Origin of the sequence: Paenibacillus segetis (genome assembly GCF_014639155.1) — a bacterium.
In the GTDB taxonomy this organism is placed as follows: Bacteria; Bacillota; Bacilli; order Paenibacillales; family Paenibacillaceae; genus Fontibacillus; species Fontibacillus segetis.
On record NZ_BMFT01000001.1, the window covers coordinates 1,937,095 to 1,959,837 of the forward strand.

At 40.8% G+C, this 22,743-nt stretch carries 26 protein-coding genes; 4 read left to right on the top strand and 22 right to left on the bottom strand.

Annotated elements, in window-relative coordinates; genetic code table 11:
* Window positions 1–333 precede the first annotated feature (333 nt).
* Complete coding sequence (locus tag IEW05_RS08960; RefSeq protein ID WP_188537865.1) at window positions 334–1,308, bottom strand: sensor histidine kinase; 975 nt, start codon at window positions 1,306–1,308, stop codon at window positions 334–336.
* On the bottom strand, window positions 1,305–2,006 hold the full coding sequence (locus tag IEW05_RS08965) for a response regulator transcription factor (protein WP_188537867.1): 702 nt from the start codon (window positions 2,004–2,006) through the stop codon (window positions 1,305–1,307). The genes IEW05_RS08960 and IEW05_RS08965 overlap by 4 nt, the downstream gene beginning before the upstream one ends.
* 625 nt (window positions 2,007–2,631) lie before the next feature.
* Between IEW05_RS08965 and IEW05_RS08970 the strand changes: the two genes are divergently transcribed.
* Window positions 2,632–3,411 carry an alpha/beta fold hydrolase gene (locus tag IEW05_RS08970; RefSeq protein ID WP_188537869.1) on the top strand — a complete coding sequence of 260 codons (780 nt, stop codon included), beginning with the start codon at window positions 2,632–2,634 and terminating at the stop codon, window positions 3,409–3,411.
* A gap of 122 nt (window positions 3,412–3,533) precedes the next feature.
* Window positions 3,534–3,641 carry a DUF418 domain-containing protein gene (locus tag IEW05_RS26065; RefSeq protein ID WP_188537871.1) on the top strand — a complete coding sequence of 36 codons (108 nt, stop codon included), beginning with the start codon at window positions 3,534–3,536 and terminating at the stop codon, window positions 3,639–3,641.
* A gap of 67 nt (window positions 3,642–3,708) precedes the next feature.
* Here IEW05_RS26065 and IEW05_RS08980 read toward each other — a convergent pair whose 3' ends face one another.
* From IEW05_RS08980 to IEW05_RS09020, 10 genes are all read right to left on the bottom strand, one after another.
* Entirely contained in the window at window positions 3,709–4,467 is a 759-nt protein-coding gene (locus IEW05_RS08980; protein ID WP_229753311.1) for a class I SAM-dependent DNA methyltransferase, read from the bottom strand.
* Between the two features lie 333 nt (window positions 4,468–4,800).
* On the bottom strand, window positions 4,801–4,968 hold the full coding sequence (locus IEW05_RS26000; protein ID WP_308420392.1) for a tyrosine-type recombinase/integrase: 168 nt from the start codon (window positions 4,966–4,968) through the stop codon (window positions 4,801–4,803).
* A gap of 103 nt (window positions 4,969–5,071) precedes the next feature.
* Window positions 5,072–5,548, bottom strand: coding sequence for a tyrosine-type recombinase/integrase (locus IEW05_RS26005; protein ID WP_308420423.1), 477 nt, complete (start codon window positions 5,546–5,548; stop codon window positions 5,072–5,074).
* A 191-nt stretch (window positions 5,549–5,739) separates the two neighbouring features.
* The gene (locus IEW05_RS08990; protein ID WP_188540792.1) at window positions 5,740–5,964 is read right to left on the bottom strand and encodes a DUF3953 domain-containing protein; all 225 of its coding nucleotides are present in this window, start codon (window positions 5,962–5,964) and stop codon (window positions 5,740–5,742) included.
* Between the two features lie 673 nt (window positions 5,965–6,637).
* The gene (locus IEW05_RS08995) at window positions 6,638–7,408 is read right to left on the bottom strand and encodes an ABC transporter permease (RefSeq protein WP_188537875.1); all 771 of its coding nucleotides are present in this window, start codon (window positions 7,406–7,408) and stop codon (window positions 6,638–6,640) included.
* Window positions 7,409–8,167, bottom strand: a complete 759-nt coding sequence (locus IEW05_RS09000; RefSeq protein ID WP_188537877.1) for an ABC transporter ATP-binding protein — start codon at window positions 8,165–8,167, stop codon at window positions 7,409–7,411.
* Window positions 8,151–8,531 carry a DUF1048 domain-containing protein gene (locus IEW05_RS09005; protein WP_188537879.1) on the bottom strand — a complete coding sequence of 127 codons (381 nt, stop codon included), beginning with the start codon at window positions 8,529–8,531 and terminating at the stop codon, window positions 8,151–8,153. Before IEW05_RS09005 ends, IEW05_RS09000 begins: the two co-directional genes overlap by 17 nt.
* A 9-nt stretch (window positions 8,532–8,540) precedes the next feature.
* Window positions 8,541–8,888: a DUF1048 domain-containing protein gene (locus IEW05_RS09010; protein WP_188537880.1), complete on the bottom strand. Its 348-nt coding sequence runs from the start codon at window positions 8,886–8,888 to the stop codon at window positions 8,541–8,543.
* A complete protein-coding gene (locus IEW05_RS09015; RefSeq protein WP_280175229.1) occupies window positions 8,885–9,193 on the bottom strand; it encodes a PadR family transcriptional regulator in 309 nt (102 codons plus the stop codon). The genes IEW05_RS09010 and IEW05_RS09015 overlap by 4 nt, the downstream gene beginning before the upstream one ends.
* Window positions 9,194–9,469: 276 nt before the next feature.
* Entirely contained in the window at window positions 9,470–9,817 is a 348-nt protein-coding gene (locus IEW05_RS09020; protein WP_188537882.1) for a VOC family protein, read from the bottom strand.
* A 240-nt stretch (window positions 9,818–10,057) separates the two neighbouring features.
* On the opposite strand from IEW05_RS09020, the gene IEW05_RS09025 reads away from it, so the two are divergent.
* Window positions 10,058–10,273, top strand: a complete 216-nt coding sequence (locus IEW05_RS09025) for a hypothetical protein (protein WP_188537884.1) — start codon at window positions 10,058–10,060, stop codon at window positions 10,271–10,273.
* Between the two features lie 332 nt (window positions 10,274–10,605).
* On the opposite strand, the gene IEW05_RS09030 is transcribed toward IEW05_RS09025, so the two are convergent.
* The 6 genes from IEW05_RS09030 to IEW05_RS09055 all read right to left on the bottom strand — a co-directional run bounded on the left by IEW05_RS09030 (window position 10,606) and on the right by IEW05_RS09055 (window position 15,357).
* Window positions 10,606–10,764 (bottom strand): hypothetical protein, encoded by a 159-nt coding sequence (locus tag IEW05_RS09030; protein WP_188537886.1) that lies wholly within the window; start codon window positions 10,762–10,764, stop codon window positions 10,606–10,608.
* Window positions 10,765–10,952: 188 nt separating this feature from the next.
* Window positions 10,953–12,179 carry a CynX/NimT family MFS transporter gene (locus tag IEW05_RS09035; protein ID WP_188537888.1) on the bottom strand — a complete coding sequence of 409 codons (1,227 nt, stop codon included), beginning with the start codon at window positions 12,177–12,179 and terminating at the stop codon, window positions 10,953–10,955.
* A 250-nt stretch (window positions 12,180–12,429) separates the two neighbouring features.
* Window positions 12,430–12,993 carry a helix-turn-helix domain-containing protein gene (locus tag IEW05_RS09040; RefSeq protein WP_188537891.1) on the bottom strand — a complete coding sequence of 188 codons (564 nt, stop codon included), beginning with the start codon at window positions 12,991–12,993 and terminating at the stop codon, window positions 12,430–12,432.
* 480 nt (window positions 12,994–13,473) lie between these two features.
* Window positions 13,474–14,130, bottom strand: a complete 657-nt coding sequence (locus tag IEW05_RS09045) for a hypothetical protein (RefSeq protein ID WP_188537893.1) — start codon at window positions 14,128–14,130, stop codon at window positions 13,474–13,476.
* Between the two features lie 247 nt (window positions 14,131–14,377).
* Complete coding sequence (locus IEW05_RS09050; protein ID WP_188537895.1) at window positions 14,378–14,845, bottom strand: DUF8821 family protein; 468 nt, start codon at window positions 14,843–14,845, stop codon at window positions 14,378–14,380.
* A gap of 32 nt (window positions 14,846–14,877) precedes the next feature.
* Entirely contained in the window at window positions 14,878–15,357 is a 480-nt protein-coding gene (locus IEW05_RS09055; protein WP_188537897.1) for a GyrI-like domain-containing protein, read from the bottom strand.
* A gap of 109 nt (window positions 15,358–15,466) precedes the next feature.
* On the opposite strand from IEW05_RS09055, the gene IEW05_RS09060 reads away from it, so the two are divergent.
* Window positions 15,467–16,429 (top strand): helix-turn-helix transcriptional regulator, encoded by a 963-nt coding sequence (locus tag IEW05_RS09060; protein ID WP_188537899.1) that lies wholly within the window; start codon window positions 15,467–15,469, stop codon window positions 16,427–16,429.
* A 13-nt stretch (window positions 16,430–16,442) separates the two neighbouring features.
* On the opposite strand, the gene ppsA is transcribed toward IEW05_RS09060, so the two are convergent.
* The 4 genes from ppsA to IEW05_RS09080 form a co-directional block, all read right to left on the bottom strand.
* Window positions 16,443–19,037, bottom strand: a complete 2,595-nt coding sequence (ppsA, locus tag IEW05_RS09065) for a phosphoenolpyruvate synthase (protein ID WP_188537901.1) — start codon at window positions 19,035–19,037, stop codon at window positions 16,443–16,445.
* Between the two features lie 225 nt (window positions 19,038–19,262).
* Complete coding sequence (locus IEW05_RS09070; RefSeq protein WP_229753313.1) at window positions 19,263–20,501, bottom strand: MFS transporter; 1,239 nt, start codon at window positions 20,499–20,501, stop codon at window positions 19,263–19,265.
* A 122-nt stretch (window positions 20,502–20,623) separates the two neighbouring features.
* Complete coding sequence (locus IEW05_RS09075; protein ID WP_188537903.1) at window positions 20,624–21,496, bottom strand: YitT family protein; 873 nt, start codon at window positions 21,494–21,496, stop codon at window positions 20,624–20,626.
* Window positions 21,497–21,919: 423 nt separating this feature from the next.
* A complete protein-coding gene (locus IEW05_RS09080; protein WP_188537905.1) occupies window positions 21,920–22,702 on the bottom strand; it encodes an ABC transporter ATP-binding protein in 783 nt (260 codons plus the stop codon).
* Between the last annotated feature and the right edge of the window lie 41 nt (window positions 22,703–22,743).

Below are 22,743 nucleotides of genomic sequence, written 5' to 3' on the forward strand. Positions count from 1 at the left end.
CATTCCTTTCAAAGATACGGGTCATGGTTTTTTTCTCTATTAATGTACCTTATTAGCGGAGTGGAAACTATCGATTTACCTTAACTATAGCTTACATCACAGTTAAGTTTATGTTCGTCTTTATGTTCGGTGGTCTGCTCAAATACATTACGTTCTCGTTCTACTAATCAGACAGGAAAAGAAGTGCAGGTACAATCAAAGCTTCCTGCACTTCTTTTCCTGCCATGTGACGGTCGGGTAATCTTCTTAAACCTAATAAAAGGGGGTTCACCCCTTAATTGTTCCTGTCAGGATTTCTTTCATAAAATATGTCGCAAAAAACTATGTACGATGCTAAAACAACAGGGTTACGGTCGTACCTGCTCCCAGCTTTGATTGCAGCGTAACCTCGTGTCCGAGTCGTCCGCACACCTCTTTAACCAAATATAAGCCCATTCCGGTAGATTCGTAATATTGTCTCCCACGTTCCCCTGTGTAGTAAGGATGAAACACACGGTTTAAATCCTCTTTAACAATCCCGATACCTTGATCCTGTACGGTCAGTTTACACGAATTGCCCAGCTCTTCCGCTGAAATCGAAATCATTTTGCCAGTCCCGACGGTGTAGTTCAAGGCATTAACGACAATTTGATCCAACAAAAATCGCAGCCATTTCGCGTCTGAATACACCTTCAAACCCTCTCTGATTTGGAGCAATGGGGTAATTCCCTTACTGATAAACAGCTTGCGGTTGCTGGATACAACCTGATTGACGATCTGACGCAGCTCCACGGCTTCTACCGAGAAATCATGCTCGAAACGGTCGAGTCTGGCGGTGTATAAAACCATTTCCAGTCCTTTGCTCAGCCGGTCAAGCTCCTCCTGGATGCTGTCGGCAGCCGACTCCTCCAACTCCTGCAACAGCAGTTGAATAACGGAGATCGGCGTTTTCATCTGATGCACCCAACGGTTCATGAAAACGAGATGCTGTTCGTTTCCCCTTTGTTGCTGTTGCAGCTGGGCCTTGAAATACAGGTCGTAACTGCGCAGCAGCTCATGAACCGCAACGGATATCGGCGCCTCATCCATAGGCTGGAGCATTTCCTCCTGCGCAGCAAGCGGTTCTTCCAAGCGCCGATACAGCTCCCGGTGCTGATAGTAGTGGTAAATCAAATATAATGCAAGTACAACGGTGCTTAGTAGGAAGCCGTATAAGACGATCGAAAAAGGCCGTCCCTCTCCGGCAAGCCAATAAAGTAAAGGAACTAATGAAACTTGAACCGAATAAAACAGCAGCAGAGGTACATGCTCCTTCCAGAACAGCTTCATTGCAAATCCTCCCGCCTTACCGCAAGCTTGTAGCCCACTCCCCGAACCGTTTCTACACGATCCTCTGAGCCAAGTTCCTTCAGCTTTTTGCGCAGCCTTGTAATGTACACATTTAAGGTGTTGTCATCGATAAAATGATGATCTTCCCACATCAGATCCAGCAGCTTCTCCCTGCTCACTGCCCTTCCCTGCTTCAGAATAAGCGCCTCTAGCAACTGGCTTTCTTTCACAGTCAGCTCGGTTCCATGTCCTGCGTAGCTTACGATGTAACGCTCGGGATACAGGATTAGCTCGCCGGATTCCAGCCTCTTCTCTTCCTGGGTTGAAGCGTAAGCTCCGTAAGCTCTGCGCAAATGGCTGCGTATTTTGGCCATGACGACCTCATAATGGAAGGGTTTGGTAATATAGTCATCCGCCCCGTTCTCCAGCGCCATCACCTGATCCATCTCACTTTCCCGAGCAGATACAAATAAGATGGGACAATGTGAATGTGTACGGATTTGTCGACACCAGTAGAAGCCGTCATACTTAGGTAGGTTGATATCGAGTAACACCAGATCCGCTCCATATTCCTGAAACTCCTCCAGCACATGATTGAAATCGACTACCTCCATCGCTTCGAATCCGTATTTGGACATGTACGAGTGCAGCAGGTTGGAGATTTTAGCATCATCCTCGACAATAAATATTTTGTACATAAGTCCAGCTCCTTTTTACGACTTGAAAGCGAAAATATACATTGCTACTTCAATCTTGTAACAGAATAAGGTAAATATGTAGTATACTTCGAAACTCAAATATCGACAGTTATTAAGTTCACTTCATCCCTAAAATTTTACTTTTTACAAATCATGAAATACTCTATCATTCCACCTAAATCATCTTTCTTTTCTATTTCGAAATAGGGGTTCAACATCATTTCAAATTCGCGGTTTGTCATAGAAAACTTATCCGTTCTATCTAAATAATCTCTTATCATCAACAAATAATCTTCTTTCCGATAGGCGATTACGCCTCTGGCACTATGCCTGATAAGGATTAAGAGATCCGAGACTTCTACATGCTCGCGGATGATTTGCTATCACTATTTTACCAAAATTAGGGCATTTCGAGATACTCTAATCTTTTTACTCTACTACGTTAATCTGCCTGTTAGTTGAAAAAAGGACTGCCGATGGTGCTAGCAGCCAAGTTTCACTCAAGTTATTCCTCAGAAATCTCTACACTATCTAAACCCAATTTGACGCCGAAATTAGGCATTCACCTTGACTAGGGCGAATATCTTAATGGGGAAGTACATTTAAAAAAAATGAGGCGATACACTTGGGATACTTCGTTACTGTGGAACCGGGCGTAAAAGTATTTATAGAGGACATCAATCCGAAGGGAAATAAAACGATACTTTTTATTCATGGATGGCCGCTAAACCATAACCAGTTCGAATATCAGTTCAATTTCCTTCCTAAGCTCGGATATCGTTGTATCGGAATGGACTGGAGAGGATACGGCAATTCGGATAAACCATTCGACGGTTACAGTTTCGATAGATTAGCAGATGATCTTCGTATGGTCATCGAAGCGTTACAGCTAAAAAACATAACACTGGCAGGACACTCTACTGGAGGCGCGATCTCGATTCGTTATATGGCTCGTTACAAAGGGTACGGGGTATCTAAACTCGTCCTGATCGACGCTGCGTCTCCATCAAGCGTTCCAAAAGAGTTTACGAATAAAATCATTGAAGAAACAAACAATGACCGTCCAAAAATGCTGCAAAACCAAACGGAGATTTTTTTCTTTCAGTACATTTCTGAACCGAAATCTGAATGGTTCTTTCTAATGGGTTTACAAGCTGCGAATTGGTCGACTTCCGCCATTATGGTCACGCTAAGAGACGAGAATGTTTACAACGATCTTGGACAGATCGATGTGCCCACATTAATTATTCATGGAATTCATGATAAAGTCGTTCCGTTTATCCAAGCTCAGGAAACAAATAAGCTGATTAAAAATTCGCAATTAGTTTCATTCCAATACAGCGGCCATTGCCCTTTTTTGGAGGAGCGTGATAGATTCAACCAACTATTATCTTCTTTTGCATAACACCTCTCCAACAATTTTTTTGTCATTCTTTACAAGAATTTCCGATAACGTTTGTGTATCTATGAACCCGAGAGGCTTAAGGCGTAAACGGTACTGGGTTATATCGTTAAAGGACAAGAGCTATGGGGTACGGATTCCTATCTTTTATATTAGCCGTTATCTTCTCGCATGGGTGGAGAAAACGAATGTCCCGCGGACCGATTGAATTATTAATGCGAGAAGTATGCTAAACTTAGGTTCACCAAAAATCCCCTCGACCTGAGGGGATTTTTTCTATTGCAATGCATTACGTCTCTCCTAACATTTCCTACAAATGCTTATGATAGATGAAGATGACGGAGAGAACGGTGTTTTATCCCAGTCAGCATATTGATGTTCGACGCGAAAGCCGTGACGGGTTAATAAAGAATGCAGCGTATCCTGATCCGTGAACCGACAAGCAATTCGGGAAGTCGTTCGCTTATACCCCCAATCACGCATCGTGACCCAATGCATGATATGCTGGCTAGCATCGTAACATTGTGTGCCTGATACCTTGACGTTATTCCCATCCTTATCAATAAATGATCCCCATTCTGTCTCCTCTTGATCGGATAAATCCGTTCCCTCCGGATTACGGGTCTCGAATGCAAAGATTCCATGGGGTTGTAAATGTTTATGAACGGTCGTGAGCAAATCGATTTGATCTTGATCACTTAAGAATGCCTGAAATGCATTACCAGTCAAATAAATCATCGAAAATCGCTTGTCCGATTCGAAGGTACGGGCATCGCCTTCCATAAAAGTAACAGTCAACCCTTCCGCCTTCAACCGCGCATATGCGAGCATCGCTAAAGAGATATCTACACCGGTCATCGTTATGCCGGCTTTCGACAGGGGTATCGTTGTTAAGCCTGTACCACAAGCAAGTTCTAACACTTCCCCAGGACTCGATCTAGCAAGCTCAAGATAGAACTGATATTTGTCCATTTCACCGTCAAATTCAAGATCGTAATTTACCGGATCTTGATATTCTTCAAGATTGCTATGTTCAATCAACGCAATTCCCTCTTTCATTTCTTGTTATAACATTTCGAATTTCCAAAAAAGAATCTATTGAATAAAGTAAACACAATGTTGTATTGAGAAAAAATAATATCTATAAGGAAAAACATGTACTGTGCTTATAAAGACGCAGAAAGGATAATCGGAATGAAAGCCCTATCGCCAGCCATCGAACTTAACAGTATTATTATACTATTTTTTTATAATCCATTTGGTAATAAATAGGTATAATCAATTTTTATCGAACCTTACATAACTACTCTTTAAGTCGATAATCACTACGCTATCCTGCCCGTTAGCTTAGTCATGATAGCCATCCAAATTAGCTACCTAGACCTGAAGACATTAAAAGAACCGTCGATATAGCTCGCGTCTTCGCTCTCCACGGAGCTGAGCATATATCTGAGTGGTCGATGCTTTTTCATGCCCTAGCATCCCTTGAATGAATTCTAAGGATGCTCCATTATCCAATAGCTGACATGCATAGGTATGACGAAAACGGTGCGGGTACACATTAGCTTAAATCTCTCCCCGATTTGCTATCCGCTTTAACGTCCATCTGATCGTCGGTATTGACATTCGGCGGGTAGGATGTGTTTCCGTTACAAATAGTGCTTTACAGGAATCTTCGCGACAATTTAAGTATTTTTTTTAACCACACCTTGCATTCGGTAGTAAAGTAAACTTCTCTTTGTTTGGATCCCTTGCCATTTACAATCGCTGAACAATTTTCCCAGTTAAGATCTTCAATGTTTATTTTCTGTACCTCTCCAACACGGCAGCCAGAACTATATAAAAATTCCAACAAAGCTCGTTCTCGATGTGATAGACAGGAAATCTTAAGATGAATCACATCCTCTTCTATAAGAAACTTCGGAATGCGTTTATCCATCTTTGGCTCCCTCAATTTAAGAGAGGGATTCTTCGTAAGGTAACCTTCTTCATACGCAAAGCGAAAAAGGGAGCGCACAAATCTGATACGATGTCCTAAGCTGCTTGGCTTTAATCGTCCGGATTGTCTAGCTAAATATTCCTTAAGCTCTAGCAAAGTGATTTCCTCAATCTCAAGATCACCTAATTCGCCAACCAGCATTTTCAATTGCAATGAGTAGGCTTTTAATGTGTACGGACTGAATCCCTGAATCCGTTTATCAACTTCATACAGCTTTCATAATTCACTCAGGTACATAGCGAAACCCTCCCAATTATATAAACCTATTAGATCTAGGTTCTCTTGAAATGGAAGGGTTTAATCACTTTATTTCACAAACGTAAAGTGTCCCGTTAGTTCAACAAAAAGCCCTGTACTGATACAAATATTGAAAACAGGAAGACAACAACCAGAAGCCAACCATATGTTTTTCGCTCTTTTTGAAATTCCTCTAACCCCATCACCAACATCATTAAACCCAAAAGTAATATCATAAGTGATTGAAACTCAGAATTCTTTGTTATGAGTCCATAAGCAGCAATTATAATAATAACTGGTGATAAAATAAATCGTAACATCTTTAACAAAAAATCCCCCCCCTTTTTCTTATTGCACTAATCTGCCCGTTAGCCATCCATGCATCCTCTGCAATGCACCACAGAGCATGAAAGTTGACCCGTTCTTTCATGGTAGTTGAACGAATAAGGCTCCAACCCCATATGATCAACTCTGTTAGATTGTCATTTAGATCCGTCATATTCCGTTTCTACTTTAGTTGGTATGGTCGATAATCCGTTTTCTTTCGCATATTTTGCAAGTTCATCTGGGTCAGTAATGGTCCTCGTAATTGCTCTTTCATCTTTATTTACGTAGTGGACATACGGATCGTTTTTATCTCCATAATAATAGTTTAATCCAATAACAGCCGGAATAAGTAACAATGCAATAAGCGTAAAGAAGGGAACTAACTGTTTTCTTATTTAACTACACCTCCAACTTCATAATACGATTTTGTGGAAAATGATAAAATATGGTCAACAATGCATAACTGTCCGTTAGCTTAACGATAACAAGGAGCAGCTGCTGTGGCAAACTGCTCCTTATTTGATTGAACTCTCGTAATAGAACATCACTTCACTGCGACAGCCTTGATTTCAACGAGCAAATCTGGTGTAGCTAGCGCTTCGACAATTTGGATGGCCCTAAACTTGATATTTTTGTTGACAACTTTAATTATAGTTCATACAAACATTAAGCCGCATTCCGATTGTATGCGCGCATCGCGAATAGATATGCGACGATCATTATCCCTAAGCACCACGCTAAAGCGACCCAGATTTCATTGCCAACCGGTTGATTTGACAATAGTGCACGGATGGTCTCTACGATAGACGTCACTGGCTGGTTTTCGGCAAAGGCGCGTACGACTGACGGCATCGTCTCGGTCGGTACAAAGGCAGAACTGATGAATGGCAGGAAGATTAACGGATAGGAAAAGGCGCTTGCACCTTCTATCGTTTTTCCGGACAGTCCGGAAATGGCCGCGATCCAAGTCAAAGCCAGCGTAAACAGTACGAGTATACCTGCTACGGCAAGCCATGACAGTACCCCTGCCGAAGAGCGAAAGCCCATAATAAGCGCTACAAGAATGATGACGACAATAGTAATGACGTTGGATACCACCGAGGTCAGCACGTGTCCCCACAGCACAGTGGAACGCGCAATCGGCATGGAGTGGAACCGCTCAATGATACCCCGTTGCTTATCCAAGAACAGGCGGTAAGCCACATAGGCCACCCCGCTGGCAATAGCCATAAGCAATATGCCAGGTAACAGGTAGTTCACATAGTTATCCGTACCGGTTTTGATTGCGCCGCCAAATACATAGACGAACAACAGCATCATTGCAATCGGAGTAATACAGACCGTGAAGATGGTGTCCATACTGCGGAAAATATGGCGCATGGAACGTCCAAGCATAACGCTCAAGTCGCTGAAAAAATGTTTTTTTGCCGCCTCCATTTACATGGCCTCCTTTTTACCGATGATTGCGAGGAATATTTCCTCCAATGTTGGCTGTTTTTCAACATACTCCACCTTTGCCGATGGAAACAGCTTTTTCAGTTCCGCGAGCGTGCCGCTGGTGATAATTCTGCCCTCGTGCAGAATAGCAATTTGGTCGGCAAGCTGCTCGGCTTCCTCTAAATGCTGCGTGGTCAAGAATACCGTCGTGCCACCGGTGGCAAGCTCTCTTACAATCTTCCAAACCTCGATACGTGCCTCGGGGTCAAGCCCGGTGGTTGGCTCGTCGAGGAAAATGATCTGCGGTTTTCCCACAAGGCTCAAGGCTATGTCGAGCCTACGGCGCATACCACCCGAATAAGTAGATGGCTTACGGTCGGCCGCGTCAGTTAAGCTGAAACGTTTCAGCAAATCTTCCGCAACTTGACGCGGATGATCCAGATGCCTCAGCTTGGCAATCATGATCAGATTTTCCCGTCCAGTCAATATCTCGTCCACGGCGGCGAATTGCCCGGTCAGACTGATCGCTTGCCGCACATTCTCAGGTTTTGACGCGACATCAAACCCGTTTACGGTAGCAGTGCCTCCGTCCTGTTTGAGCAACGTGGTGAGGATTCTGATAATCGTCGTCTTACCCGCGCCATTAGAGCCAAGCAGTGCGAAAATCTCACCTCGCTTCACTTCAAAATCGACGCCCTTTAGGACTTCCGTGTTCTTGAAAGACTTTCGCAGACCTTTCACTTCAATTGCTTTTTTCATCCCGATCCTCCCCTTTTTTTGATTTCTTCGTAACCTTCTTCATGGCCTTGTTAACTTCTTGGTTAACAGATTCTTGATAGAGGTCAGCATAAGTTTTGGAATCTTTGATTAGATCGTCGCTGAAAGCCGCTACGTCACTGCCCGTCACTTCGAGCACGCCTTTACCCAAAGCCGCGCCCTCTTCAAATAGATCGATAATACCCGAGAGCAAACCCGTCCCTTCGGTTAGCTCAACAGGGCCTACCTTAAAGAGATATTTTTGAATCTCTTTATAAACAATCTGATAATCTTGCGGGAGCGCTTTGACACGCGCCACGTGTGCTCGCCATTCTTTTTTGCCTTGGATGATATCTTGTATTCTCATTTTATCCTCCTATTTACCTAATTTTTTAGCGATATTATTGTTGAGTTGCTCGCGCCACTTGTCGCGATAAGACTTTGCCCCTTCTTCGCCGGCTAGCGCTGAACAGAAGCCTTTGATATCGTCACCCAAAACCTCTTGAACACTCTGGCCGTCCGCCGCCGTTTCTTCGAGTAGGCCAAGCACGCCGTCAAGAATCGGCATGAGGTTTCGACCGGTGAAATCCGAGTACATCCAAATATTAGAGTTAATTTTTTCCCATGCGACTTGATAATCAGCCGGCAACTTTTTGGATCGCGATTCAAACCTTTTCATTTCCTTAGTCATGTCGTTGCCGGTGATTTTTTCCCAAAAATTCATTCTTTTCTCTCCTTTAACTCGTTCATTTTTGATGATACGAACTCCCATTTTCCCCAGAACTTCCGCAGCTCCTCGCGCCCCGCGTCGTTGATCGCGAAGAACTTTCGCGGCGGTCCCATGTCGGAGGGCTTCTTGGTGATCTCCACCAACTTGTTTTTTTCAAGTCGGATCAGAATGGTGTACACCGTTCCCTCCACAACATCCGTGAAACCGAGGGCGTTCAGCCGCCGCGTGATTTCGTAGCCGTAGGTTTCTTCGCGGCTTATAATTTCAAGGACACAACCCTCGAGCACGCCTTTGAGCATTTCAGTTAGGTTTTCCAGAACAATCACTCCTTGCTATTCTGTATGACTGGTATCCAGTGATACTTACTACCGCTATAAAGTAACACGTAGTAGATGTTTTGTCAATGGATTTATCTCTGACACGGATTTTACATTTTCAACAAGAAAATTGGAAACATTTGTTGCGTTATCCTGCTCGTTAGCTCGACGAGGCTACTGATCTTAGCCAGCAGACTCGTCCCGGTGATTGTTAAGCTATAGTGTCCCTTAGTACAATAGCAAATGATTTACAACTCGTTATTTCTCCCAAAGCTCGACCAGTCGACCATCAGGATCTTCAATCCAAATAAACTTTCCAAATTCACTATTCTCTTTTTCCTTTGCAAAAGGTACACCAATATGTTCAAGATGCTTAATAGTCTCGTTTAGATTATGTACTTGGAAATTTAACATCACTTGTTGTTCTGTTGGAAAATAACTGTCATTCTCGGTAAAGAAGGAAAAAATAATCTCATTTCCTAATTGGGGTTTTATCACAGTCCCATTCCAATTTTCTATTTCAATCTTCAACACTTCACTGTACCATTTTTTTATAACTTCAAGATTTTTAGTTCTCCAAAATATTCCTCCAAAACCTTTTATCATCGTATCTAACTCCTGTCTGTTATTAAATTTCAGCTATCCGATTACATTAGATAACCGAGATTTAAATTCAAGTTCCTTTTTCAACTATACTTCCGCTAGTGGAATGCTACCGATCAAGATTGATGCTGTCTTCCATTATTTTCATCTCTTTTAAGTAGTATTCCCCGTACATAATATCTCCTGTATTAGAAAACGATATAACAGTTGTTTAGTACAAATTTATTAATTTTGGAGGTTCTAATGGCACAACAAATTGATCCAAACCTGTTGAAAAAGGCAGAAGTATCAACAACACTTGCTAAAAGTCTCATTAGTCAAGCAATTGAACAATCGGCGGCAGACCCACTACTGTGCGAAGAAGTTCTAAAGCAAGCATCAGCAGAAGTAGCGCAAGCACAAACAATGATAAGTCAAGTTCAATCGTCCATCCAATCTTCTTCACAATCATCTTCTTAAATTAAGAAGAATTGTAAGAGGGTATCTTTTCAGATTCAGAAAGTAAATGACTAACTCTAATAATCAAAACAAATGAAGGCAGTCTACTACGCAATAAAAAGTAGTGGATTGCTTTTCATTGTTTAAAATCCGAATGAATATAAGTTAATTTAATCAATAAAAAAAGACCACATCACATACCTCAGTGGTCTTATGCTCATTCTGTTGTCAAAATATCTTTGTTCCGGATTGTTGTCCTATTTAATATTCTCCGGTACTTCTTTCTTGATTCTTACCAGTCTGTACGGGCGGTCCGATCTCTTGTTGTATCAAAGCAAACATAATTCAACAGTCTATTGCTCTGCCTTTTGGGATGTTCCTTTAGAGGCTATTGCATCTGCACCAACTACAGCAGCGCCTGTTTCTGCCGCAAATTCCGCATTAAGATTTGGAACACCATTTTTCTTTTTTACTTGCTTGGAGCTATGTTTCGCATTATTCTGCTTGTTCATCACATTACACCTCCTCATGTCGTGAGAATCGGCAATTATCCGAACGGTTTGAGAAAACCACTGTTTCCTCAAGTAGTATTATGTGATGAGCAGCTTCAGCCTATGCGTTGTTCATGCGAGCAAAATGTATATTTTGTGGTCAAACCTCACTTTGTGCGTAGATCATCCTTTTCTTTTGTAAGCCATAGTTACTTTTTAGGTGCACCCACAAATTGGTTCCTTGCTGCACCAATACCAAATATAAATAGTAATACAGAAGCGCCAAGTAATATGAGGAGTGGCAGGGTCCAACTATTTGTCGCATCATGCAGATATCCAATCAACGCAGGACCAATTGCTGCGAGGAGATATCCGATCGATTGAGCCATTCCAGACAGTTCAGCAGCCTGATGGGCATTTTCTGTACGCAAGCCGAAAAACATCATGGACAAACCAAAGGCGAAGCCTCCACCAATTCCGAGTATTATGATCCATATCAGAATTATTTTGGAACTTCCATAAAGTAGTCCGAGTGTTCCCGTCAAAAGCAAAATGGTGGTGATGGCCACTAACGACCGTTGGTTAGACATGCGCCCTGCAATAACGGGGACAATAAAGGTAAATGGAAGCAGCGCTAGTTGCATAATCGAGAGATACCATCCTGATTGACTTGAATCAATTCCTTGCTGTTTTAATATTTCAGGTAACCATGCAATCAGCACATAGAATATCATGGATTGTAGACCCATAAATAAGGTTACTTGCCAAGCTAGGGACGAACGCCAAACATTTACATCATTGTTGATTGGTTGTTTGTTACCAGTGGTGGATACTTGTTTTGATCGATTTCTTAGTTGCGGTAACCAACTGAGAATTGATAAAAAGCTTAGAATACCCCAGATTCCCAATGCACCTTGCCATTTTAAACCTGCACCAACTGCTAGTGGTACACTGATTCCCGAAGCGATCGCTCCACATAAATTCATTGAGATAGAATATACACCTGTCATGGAGCCAATTTTATTTGGAAAATCCCGTTTGATTAGACTTGGCAATAATACATTACACACTGCAATTGCAAATCCAAGTATCGCTGTCCCAATATACAGATTTGCTGCCCCAGATAAAGAACGTAATACAATACCAACAGTTAAAAATATAAGGGCAATACCAATGACGGGTTCCACTCCATATTTTCGTCCTAATTTTGGAACAAGAGGCGATAATAAAGCAAAAGCAAGTAATGGCACCGTAGTAATCAGGCCTGCTAACGTATTTGAAATATGAACGTCATCCCTAATGAAACTAACTAAAGGACCGACCGAGGTTAAGGGAGCACGTAAATTAGCCGCAATAACAATAATGCCTAGAATTATCAGCCACGTAGATGATGGAACAGCTTGTTTTTCCTGGTTTTTTCCTATTTGATTTGGCATTCAAATTTCTCCTTCCAAGATCAATCGTCTATTTGTTTCCAGACGATTGAATACAATTTTCGCGCGAATAAAAATAGTATATTATAATATATTTTATTTAACAATAAGTACTTTATACCATACCAAGTATTGAGGTCGTAATATCTTGAATTATTACTTTTCAAAAATCAAAAAAAATACAACAAGAAATTCCCATGTAACATGGATTTCTTTGTTGTATTTAAGAATATATCAGCAAATTATTCGAATATTACATTCCATATTTTAATGAAATATGGAGCACAGCTTCGCTATCCGTATGATTAGTATAGGAATGTGGACTATCTGCACGGAAACTGATCGAATCATATTGATTCAATAAGTAGACCTCTCCATTAACATGAATTTCAACGGCACCTGTCATTACTGTCGCAATTTCAGTTGTATTCATATGATGACCTTCAGGGTGGTACGAGCTATTTGGTTGTAAATAAGCACGATACATTTCAAATTCATAACTTGCGTTTTTAAAGATTGGTTCTACAACCCAATTCTTTTGATCACTAGTAAACCGCAGCCCCTCACCTGCTCGGTATAGACATACAGGATCTTCGGATTTGAACAAGGCCATAAACGGTAAAGATACGCCTTTTGAAATTTTCCATATAATACCTATTGTTGGATTTGTTTCGCCACGCTCAATATTTCCAAGCGTGAGTTTACTTACATCAGTCAAATCCGCTAACTCTTCTAGGCTCATGTTTTTTTCTTTTCTAAATTTTTTTAGGGCAGCGCCGACTTGTAATATAATTTGTTTTGAATCATCGACTTCCATTTAAATTTCTCCTCTATTGAAGAATAACTATTGCTAAGTATATTGCTTATCGAGACTTTTTTCAAAACCAATATTGCCTTAATTGATAGCAGACGTTTTTTCATCACACGGTTAGTGTTGATTGTGTACTGCATTTCTATCCAAAATGCTGCCTACTACTAATAAAGCGTTTAACTTAATCAGTAAGCTCAGATTACAACTTTTATATTTATCGATCACATTTGTGTCATTAGACATATGATATACAAAAAGCAATAGAACATATCACAAAAAAATCATGCACAAGATAAAGTGGCTATTATGGTAGACCTCTGAATTAGCTTCAAAGAAAAATAACCAAAAGAATATTATTACATCTCCTTCCCTAGTAATATTAGAGATAAGTTCATATTTTCAGCTACTTACAAGAACTTATGTCGTTAAAACAAAAAAAGTCGCGATTTTCGCGACTTTTCTACTATTTGAATATTATGTACTTCATTATTTACTATTGAGTCCGCTATCGTCCGTAGTCGTACGGTTATAGATGATGCTTTCTACGGTACCGTCCGCATATTCCAGTTCAACCTCGTCGATACGAATTGAATCCAAAGTAGCTTGATAGGTGAAACGACTGAACACACCGAATTCTTCCCCGGGATTGATCGGTCCTACATAACGAATATTGAAGGAGCTGTCACCGCTATGTTCGTCATACGAAGGATCTCCTACAGGATTAAAAGTGCTGAGTTTCACCGTATAGTAGTTGATCGTTTTGTCTGTCAAATTAGTGACCCACCAACTCAAAGTGATACCGTTCACGGAATTGACGCCGAATTTGAATTCACTAGGTTCGCTGATACGATTCTCAGCGTTCACTTGGGTAACTTCCGGTTCGTCAGAGGGCGGGTCGTCACCACTTTGAATATCATCCGCGGATATTGCTTCATCTTCTTCGTCATTTTCGTTGGATGCTTTATTTACTGTACCTTTCATTTGCTCAGCATCATCACCATCACCAGCTAAAGTTTGCTCTGCCTTGACTGTAGTTGATGCACTTCGATTGTAACCCAAGTCTTCCGAGAAATATACGCCGCAGCAGAACGATATGATGATTACTAATAGAAATGATAAAATGATATTTAATTTTTTAGCCATGCCTATGTTCCTCGCCTCTTCTGTTATTTTTACATAATAACAGTAATAGGTTTAAAGGAACAGGAAGAAAGTAGTAATGAAGTAACCCAAAAGACAATTAATATGGTACTTCACGACCATATAAAAAAGAGGTCGACCAGAAAAATCAGGCAACTCGAATAGATATCGCATGGTTGAATGTACAAAAGAGCTGCGAAAAATCGCAGCTCTGAAGATGTTGTTAAATCATATTGTCAGTTGATAATCTTTAATATTCTTTTTTAATTACAAAAAACGAGCCTCGAATTGTTCCAGCTAATTTAGACTTTTGCCTTGCAAACTTGAACTTCTTTTCTTCTAACTCTTTAGGTACTTCCATCCCCTCGGAAAGCTTAAAACCAACGGCCCGCTTCTTAGGGTCATCAACCGTATACATGACATTGAGTCCAAGACCATCTTCATAAAAGACATATGCAAATTGAATGTTCTCCACTTGGAAACGCGACGTTTCTAAAGGTTTGGCCGCAAACTCAATATCACGTTCTTCTTTCAAAATTCGGTTCACATAATCAAGGGTCTCCTGGCTTTCGGTAGCAGGTACAACCGTAAATTCATGCTTGTATTTGTTCATAAAGTAACGTGCTTCATTCGCACGCAAACCAGCAAGTGCTTCAGCTACTGGTGAAGATTCTAAACCAATAGTAGACACATTTTTAAAATCAACGGTATAGGACATTTTCATTCCTCCAGGAGCATTCGCTCATCTCTTTATTTTCTAACTACAGGTATCCACATTTCACCAAATACTAGCCCATCTCGTTGCCCCATCTCAACGGTTGTATTTGGCCCACCAACATAGGCAAAATCCTTTGCTTCTGGTAAGACTTGTCCAAAGGCTATGCCGGCAAGCTGATTACCGAGCTCATCAGCCGTCTTCGCTTCTCCTTTAACAACGATGTATTCCCCCTTAGGGAATTGAATAATTCTCGTTGCTTCTGGTAACGATTCCTCTGTCATGACGCCAGCATAATGCATCATCTTGCCATTCACCGCTTCGTTCACGGCAAAAATATAATCATTTGTGGCTAAGTCTTTTAAAGTGTCAAGTGTACCATCTTGTGCGACAGCTGACCAAAATTCTGCCTTTTCTTTGTTGATGCCGGCAAAGTCTGTATAATGGCTCTTCAGTTCAGTTCCAATACCTAAAACGTTAAAGCTGTCTTTTTCCTCAAGTGTATAATTTGCCATATTCAAAACCTACCCTCTTTTAAATTAACCAAATGATTTGTCTTTTCATTTGATAGGTTTATAATAGCCTTAAATCATGTCAAAAAATGATACTGTTTAGGGGGCTCTTATGAAAAAAGTTGAACGGATAAATATCATTATGCGGTATATCAACAACCGTGCCCACTTTACAATTACTGAAATCATGCAAGAATTTAATATCTCTCGTTCGACAGCTATTAGAGATATCAGAGAAATTGAAGCCATGGGGATGCCGCTTGTCGCTGAAGTTGGGAGGGATGGGGGTTATTTTGTCATGAACAACTCTGTCCTGCCCACTGTTCGCTTTACTGATAATGAGATTAAGGCTCTGTTTATTGCCTTTATGGCCACCAGAAATCAACAACTTCCTTATCTAAAGAGCCGTCAGTCTTTAGCTGAAAAATTACTAGGTCTCATTTCAGAGAACCAGCAAGATGACCTTGTTCTTTTGAATCAAATATTGCTTTTTGAAGGGACCAACCCGAATAATCCCGATCTGTTGGACCTGTCAGACCTCCCCCATCCTATGTTAGAAAAACTCATCCAAATTCTTCTGTTGGATAGCTATTTATTGGTTACCATCCAAGAAGAAAAAGTAATAAAGTCTTATCCTATTTTTCTCCTACACCTTTATCGCGAAAAAAGCGTTTGGCTAATCGAAGGCTTTGATTTAAATGAAGAAAAGAGACGGATTTTTACGGTCGATGATCTCACCGATGTCGAACCATACCCTACGAAAAAAAGAGTAAGCAAGAAAAAGATTTTAGAACAAATAAGTAAGCAGGAAGAAGTAATCAACCTTGTCCTTGAACTTGGCCCAAAGGCGATTGCCCAGTACAAAAAATACCATCCAATCAATGTTTCGATTTCCTATACGAATCCTTACCAAACCACAGCAATTCTAAAGACATTTATCAATGTTAATCATTCAGAAGAATTAACCGAAAAAACGAATTGGCTACTTTTCTTAGGTGCGGATATCAAGTTCAGAGAAGTGCCAGAAGAAGTTGTAGAAGGTTTACAAGGAAGATTATCCTTATTCTGCCCATAAACGTACTCAAACATTACAATATTTCAATATACCCTTCTGTTCCATTCACGCGAATTCGTTGCCCATCTTGTATCAGTGTAGTAGCATTTTCCACACCGACAACTGTAGGTATGCCATATTCACGTGCGATAACTGCGCCATGGGTCATTAGTCCACCAACTTCGGTAACTAGGCCTTTTATGGATACAAACAATGGTGTCCAGCTAGGGTCAGTAAAGACGGTGACTAATATATCTCCATCTTCCAGATCAGCATCTTCCATCTTTAAGATAATGCGTGCTCTACCCTCTATCACTCCGGAAGAAACAGGTAGGCCTATAATTGCTTCGGTTGGGAGATTGTCTCGTTGATACTTCCCTGTAATGATCTCACCATCAGAAGTGATAACACGTGGTGGAGTTAGTTTTTCATAATATTTGTACTCGTTTTTTCGTTTGCTGATAATCTGGTAATCTAGTTTATTAGTACGCACGACTTCGTGAAGTTCTTCAAAAGTGAGATAGTATATATCTTCTTTGTCATGTATAACGCACGCTTGTACTAGTTGTTCGGCTTCTTTCATTAAAGCCTGCTTATATACGAAATAGCGATTAATCATGCCGTATTTTGGATATTCACGATAACCGATGAAATTCCGGATTAAACTGATCACTCGTTTTGTCTCTTCAGCTTTTTGTTCACCATCCTCTAATTGCTTCAATCGATCTAATAACTCTTGTTGTTTTTCTAAAGCTTCCCGTAGCCCTTGCTCAAATTTCCGATTGCCAGCATTCGGCTCAAAGTTTTTGATGTTACCCAGAATTAACGGGACAAGTGTAATTGGTTTTTCACTCCAACGAGTTCTCGAAATATCGATTTCACCGGCACATCGCATACCGAATTTATCCAGATAAGCATAGATAGCGTCCTGAGTTTCCTGTCCACCATCCAACTTCACCAGGTCATCCCAAAAATGTTCATCTTTAACATGTTGTAAATAATCAATTACTTCCGGATAAGGACGAATCACATCTGCGACATCGAGTAGCGCCAGACCCATTTCCGAAGTAATGTTGTTTGCTACTGATTGAGTAAGCGTATCTGCTGCGTTTTTTTCACCTAACCACTCGTACATTTTTTCATTGATCCATGCAGAGGCATTCATAGCGGACATAAAAACCTTTGTACTTTGTGGGTCAAATAAGATCTTCTTTAATTCTTGGAGATCTTCCAGAATAAAATCAAATAAATCTGCTCCTGATTTCGTTTGGATGTTTTGTTTTAATTCTTCTATCGATGTTCGACTACGCTTCATTAAATCCGTAACGAGGGACGGATCGTTCTCGAATTGTTCCAGCATATCTGTATTACTTCTGCCCGGAATCGGTGCTGTTTGATCATTTGGTATCAATTTTATAAAATCTCGCTCTATGATGGTCATGAGTGCGCCTTTTATGAGCGGATCGGATCCCAGAGTATTTAATAAAGTTTCCCTGCCGACTGGTGTGGCCAGCCTAGGTGCAATATCAACAAACAACCTTCCACCAGCTTTACGCATAGGTGCTGGAGTCGTTAGCAGGTAAAAAGACAGTCCTAATGGTTTCATAGGATCCGTCATCATTTGTTGATGACCGACAGATACATAAACGTGATTGTCCTGATCATTCGCTTCAGGGATCGGGTATAAAGTCGTGATTGGCCGACTCTGGACAATATAAAAGGTATCATGGGCCAAACACCATTCGATATCTTGTGGCTGGCCGAAATGGGCTTCAATCTGTCTTCCGATGCGTGCCAGTTGGAAAATTTGTTGTTCCGTTAGTGTTGGAATCTTTTGCTGATCAGGATCGATCTGATGGGCCTCTGTTCCGCCCTCTTTCCGTCCATAGATCGCCAATTGTTTGGTTGCTATCATCTTATCGACGATTTCCTCGTCCTGTACTTTATAACAATCTGCAGATACCAAGCCTGAGACCAACGCTTCTCCAAGTCCAAAGCTGGCATCGATAGATAGTAACTTTCGGCTGGAGGTAATTGGATCAGCAGTAAATAAAATTCCTGATGCCTGCGGGAAGATCATTCTTTGAACGATAACGGATAAATAAACTTGACTGTGGTCAAATCCATTTTGCATACGGTAGATTACCGCACGATCCGTAAATAGGGAAGCCCAACATTTGCTGATATGCTCCAAGATTGCATCGACACCGATGATATTTAAATAGGTGTCTTGTTGACCAGCAAAAGAGGCATGTGGTAAATCTTCAGCTGTCGCACTAGAACGCACAGCATAAGCATGTTCATCACCAAACTGGGAGAGGTAATGAGTAACTGCAGTTACAACATCGGAAGGAATTTCAACTTCCATTATGATATGCCTGATCTTCCCGCTGATTTCACCAATTTGATCTCGATCTTCTACTGTTAGCATGTTTAGTTGATCCAATAAAGTATGATACGTCTCGTTTTGTACGATCGCTTTTTGATATCCCACGGTTGTAACACAAAATCCTTCGGGCACTTGTATTCCTTCAATTTTTGATATTTCTCCTAAATTTAACCCTTTCCCGCCAACAAGCAAAAGCTTCGTTTTATCCATTTCCTGAAAATCGAGAACCAAAGAACTCATTCCATATCTCTCCTAACTAATAAATTGCGAAAAAATATTTGACAAGAATTTGCTTGATGTGATATATTAATAATATAAGATGCATTAACTATGCACATTAATATCTTTAAACTCGTGATCTGAGTATATCATTGTGTCTGTTTTTAAGCAATATATAAGAACCTGAGAAAATTTCTCAGGTTCTTTTTTGTTTATCCACTATCATAATTCACATCGTACCCTATCTTATATAACTTCTTTACGTCTAAATAGATGAAAAAACAGTATAATTCCCGTAATTGAACTCAAAGCTGCGCATAAACCTATAACTCCATACCCAACTTGTAGTCCACGAAGTAGGCCTAGCTGAGAGTTATCTCCGAATATGCCCTTAGTGAATTCGATAACTCCCCCGATCAGATAGTTACCAATTACACTACCAATTCCCATGAGAGTTACTGTAATAGTTATTGCAGTATCACTCCCTTTTGGGTATCTTCTAGCAATAAAAGCCATGACGGTTGGATAAATCATAGCTATTCCTACACCGGCTGCAGCGAATAAGAAGGCTAGATCTTCTCCCCCTAGAATCGCTGCAAAAGTACATACCGCTGAGATCCCTGAGAATACAACCAATGATAAAGTAAAACCAAATTTGTCTGTTAATGGTCCAAGTAATATCCGTGCAAGCGCAAAGCATAAGAAAAAAGCAGATAACATACCTGAAGCAGAAACTGTATCCCATCCATATGCTTTTTCTAAAAAATTAACAAGCCAACCACCTACAGCTAACTCCGATACAACACCAAATGATAGAACTAAGACCATGAGCCACAAAACGGGATCTCGAAGCAATGTTGTAATAGGCAAGCGATCTTCGTGTGTAATGTCATCCCCTGGAAAAGTACTGAACAGGACTAATATAATGGGTATTAATGATAATAGAAGCACGATGAGATACATCCCTCGCCAATCCAGGGTATATCCATTGATCGTCATCTTCATCAAACCTGTTGCAATAAGTGGTGCTGCCGTCGAACTGAGGCCATAAAATCCATGAGATAGGTTCATCATTGTCCCTGTGTTCTTCACGAAGATACGGGCACCTAAGATTGCTAACCCAATTTCCAGCATTCCGTTTCCAATATACATTAAGAAATAAGATGCGGAAAACATGGCATAATATTGGGAGAAGAAAATGAATACTCCCGAAAGCGCCATCGATGCAAAAGCTATAATGGTTACACTCTTAATCCCCCATATTTTTGTTAAGTATGCCGTAAAAGAACAAGCAATTAGATATCCTAGCGCATTTAAGGACAATAAAGTACCTAATTGTGATTCATTGATCATAAACTCAAACTGAATACGTGGAATTGCTGGTCCTTTTATATTTTCTGATAAACCGAATATGACAAAACCAAGAAATACGGTAGCCAGTTGCATGGCATATACTTTATTGAATTTCCCTGAACGTTTCTCCACTCTGCTTGTCTCCTAATCTGTTAGTTATCAATGTAAATGATAGCCTTCCTTTCCATCAAAGTAAACAAAAAACGCGTTGGCGAGAGAAGGATTATCTTCTCAACCAACGCGTTATGATGTAATTAGTGAATATTATGCTTTCTGAAATTACCACCTTTAACTTCTGCTACATCATATACTACAACAAAGGCATTAGGGTCAATTTCATGAATTATTTCTTTTATTTTGCTTTCTTCAAGACGGTTTATTACGCAAGTGATTTCTTTGAAATGTTCATTTGAGTAGCCGCCGTAAGCATCTGTATAGGTTGCCCCACGACCTAATCGGTCACGAATGGTTTCTACCATGATTTCCGGTTGATTCGTGATGATTTTAAAGGTTTTAGATCCGCTCAAACCTTCTTCAACAATATGAATTACTTTAGAGGCAATAAAATAAGCGAGTGCTGATAGAATAGCCCCCTGTAGACCAAATACTGTTGAAACAACAATAAAGACAAACATGTTTAGGAATAAGATTAGATCACTCGTCCCAAAAGGTAATTTACGTGAAAGTAGTACAGCTAACATATCGATCCCATCTATTGCTCCACCATTACGCAATGCTAACCCCATACCAAAACCGATGATAATCCCACCAACAACGGTAACTAACAATGTATCACCTTGAATAATCGTTGGTACATGGTGCATAACACTAGTGCCAATGGCAAGTGAGGCTATTCCGATAACTGAATACACAGCAAAGCTTTTACCAATTTGCTTATATCCTAACCAAATAAAAGGGATGTTTATTACGGCAATTAGTAGCCCTAACGGTATTCCAAACAGTTTTGAGCCTACGATACTTAGGCCTGTCACACCACCGTCTGAGACGCTGTTAGGTATTAATACTGCTTCTAGACCATAAGCAGCTATAAGTGCGCCAATAATAATCAAAAATACTTTTGAGATTATCCTCATCTTATTTGATTTTTGTTGTCTCGTGTGATTCATTAACTTTCCCCGTTTCAAATAAATTTTTCTTGTTCAAGGACAAGAATAGATAGAAAACAGTTTATAACAATTATCACAGTGTTGGCAAATTATCGTATCATTGCGGAAGAAGGCCTCCCATATAAATCTCACAATTAGACGATTTAAATAGAGATGACCATACAACCGTACCCAATCCCCTTCATATTGCATTATCGGATAGAATTCTGCAGAAATATCACATATATCCATGCGATATGTTTGGAAATACGGGTACTTAACTCAAATATAGTCACATTTATCCATGAGTTCAATCTCACTACTTTATTTATAACTGCCCTGGGACTCTATCAATTTATATAGTTTATTACCAACACAAAAGCTGCCCAGTGATTACTTGGCAGCTTTTGTGTTGGTATAGGTTGTTTCGGGCAACGTCGTATCCTAGTTATCGCCGGCAAGTATAAGCCACTTGCGGTTATGATGTTCCTGTACTTCAACAGAAGTATCGAAGAAATCACTCAACACATCCGACTGCAAGCAGTTCGCCGTTTCATCCGCTTTGAAGATTTCACCATTCTTCACCAACAGTGTATGCGTGAAGCATGGCGTTATCTCTTCGATATGATGCGTCACATATAGTAAGGTTGGCCCGCCGGGCTGCTTCGTAATCTTCTCAATCATCTGCAGCAGCTGTTCGCGGGCGAAAATATCAAGTCCCGTACATGGCTCATCAAGGATTAATAGATCCGGATTGGCCATTAGTGCTCGTGCAATGAGGACTTTCTGACGTTGTCCTTGCGACAAGGTATCGTATGTACGAGTTACCAAGGCAGAGCAGCCTAGAAAATCCATCAATTCCTCGGCTTGCTTCAGATCCTCTTCATTCGTCTTGTCATACAGACCGATGGTCGCGAATTTGCCGCTGAGGACGATGGTCAGTGCAGTCTGATGGCCGTATAGCTTCTGTTGTAAGGAGGTGCTGACCCAACCGATTCGTTTGCGTAACTCCCGCAGATCCACGTCGCCGAAGCGATGGTCCAGCACTTCAACCTGCCCCGTCGTCGGCCAGATATAGCCGTTCACGACGTTCAGCATCGTCGTCTTGCCTGATCCGTTCAGACCGACGATGCACCAATGTTGCCCTTGTTTCACTTCCCAATTCATATCGCGCAAGATCATCGTCGTATCGCGACGCCATGATACATTTTTGAGTGATATAATCATGTCAAAGTTCCCTCCATTTCAATCCGCAGTTTTTGGTTTTA

Excerpts from the sequence above, each read along its gene's own strand:
- IEW05_RS08960 (WP_188537865.1), bottom strand. The coding sequence starts at position 1,308 with ATGAAGCTGTTCTGGAAGGAGCATGTACCTCTGCTGCTGTTTTATTCG.
- IEW05_RS08965 (WP_188537867.1), bottom strand. The coding sequence starts at position 2,006 with ATGTACAAAATATTTATTGTCGAGGATGATGCTAAAATCTCCAACCTG.
- IEW05_RS26065 (WP_188537871.1), top strand. The coding sequence starts at position 3,534 with ATGGGGTACGGATTCCTATCTTTTATATTAGCCGTTATCTTCTCGCAT.
- IEW05_RS08980 (WP_229753311.1), bottom strand. The coding sequence starts at position 4,467 with ATGAAAGAGGGAATTGCGTTGATTGAACATAGCAATCTTGAAGAATAT.
- IEW05_RS26005 (WP_308420423.1), bottom strand. The coding sequence starts at position 5,548 with ATGCTGGTTGGCGAATTAGGTGATCTTGAGATTGAGGAAATCACTTTG.
- IEW05_RS08990 (WP_188540792.1), bottom strand. The coding sequence starts at position 5,964 with ATGTTACGATTTATTTTATCACCAGTTATTATTATAATTGCTGCTTAT.
- IEW05_RS08995 (WP_188537875.1), bottom strand. The coding sequence starts at position 7,408 with ATGGAGGCGGCAAAAAAACATTTTTTCAGCGACTTGAGCGTTATGCTT.
- IEW05_RS09000 (WP_188537877.1), bottom strand. The coding sequence starts at position 8,167 with ATGAAAAAAGCAATTGAAGTGAAAGGTCTGCGAAAGTCTTTCAAGAAC.
- IEW05_RS09005 (WP_188537879.1), bottom strand. The coding sequence starts at position 8,531 with ATGAGAATACAAGATATCATCCAAGGCAAAAAAGAATGGCGAGCACAC.
- IEW05_RS09010 (WP_188537880.1), bottom strand. The coding sequence starts at position 8,888 with ATGAATTTTTGGGAAAAAATCACCGGCAACGACATGACTAAGGAAATG.
- IEW05_RS09015 (WP_280175229.1), bottom strand. The coding sequence starts at position 9,193 with ATGCTCAAAGGCGTGCTCGAGGGTTGTGTCCTTGAAATTATAAGCCGC.
- IEW05_RS09020 (WP_188537882.1), bottom strand. The coding sequence starts at position 9,817 with ATGATAAAAGGTTTTGGAGGAATATTTTGGAGAACTAAAAATCTTGAA.
- IEW05_RS09025 (WP_188537884.1), top strand. The coding sequence starts at position 10,058 with ATGGCACAACAAATTGATCCAAACCTGTTGAAAAAGGCAGAAGTATCA.
- IEW05_RS09030 (WP_188537886.1), bottom strand. The coding sequence starts at position 10,764 with ATGAACAAGCAGAATAATGCGAAACATAGCTCCAAGCAAGTAAAAAAG.
- IEW05_RS09035 (WP_188537888.1), bottom strand. The coding sequence starts at position 12,179 with ATGCCAAATCAAATAGGAAAAAACCAGGAAAAACAAGCTGTTCCATCA.
- IEW05_RS09040 (WP_188537891.1), bottom strand. The coding sequence starts at position 12,993 with ATGGAAGTCGATGATTCAAAACAAATTATATTACAAGTCGGCGCTGCC.
- IEW05_RS09045 (WP_188537893.1), bottom strand. The coding sequence starts at position 14,130 with ATGGCTAAAAAATTAAATATCATTTTATCATTTCTATTAGTAATCATC.
- IEW05_RS09050 (WP_188537895.1), bottom strand. The coding sequence starts at position 14,845 with ATGTCCTATACCGTTGATTTTAAAAATGTGTCTACTATTGGTTTAGAA.
- IEW05_RS09055 (WP_188537897.1), bottom strand. The coding sequence starts at position 15,357 with ATGGCAAATTATACACTTGAGGAAAAAGACAGCTTTAACGTTTTAGGT.
- IEW05_RS09060 (WP_188537899.1), top strand. The coding sequence starts at position 15,467 with ATGAAAAAAGTTGAACGGATAAATATCATTATGCGGTATATCAACAAC.
- ppsA (WP_188537901.1), bottom strand. The coding sequence starts at position 19,037 with ATGAGTTCTTTGGTTCTCGATTTTCAGGAAATGGATAAAACGAAGCTT.
- IEW05_RS09075 (WP_188537903.1), bottom strand. The coding sequence starts at position 21,496 with ATGAATCACACGAGACAACAAAAATCAAATAAGATGAGGATAATCTCA.
- IEW05_RS09080 (WP_188537905.1), bottom strand. The coding sequence starts at position 22,702 with ATGATTATATCACTCAAAAATGTATCATGGCGTCGCGATACGACGATG.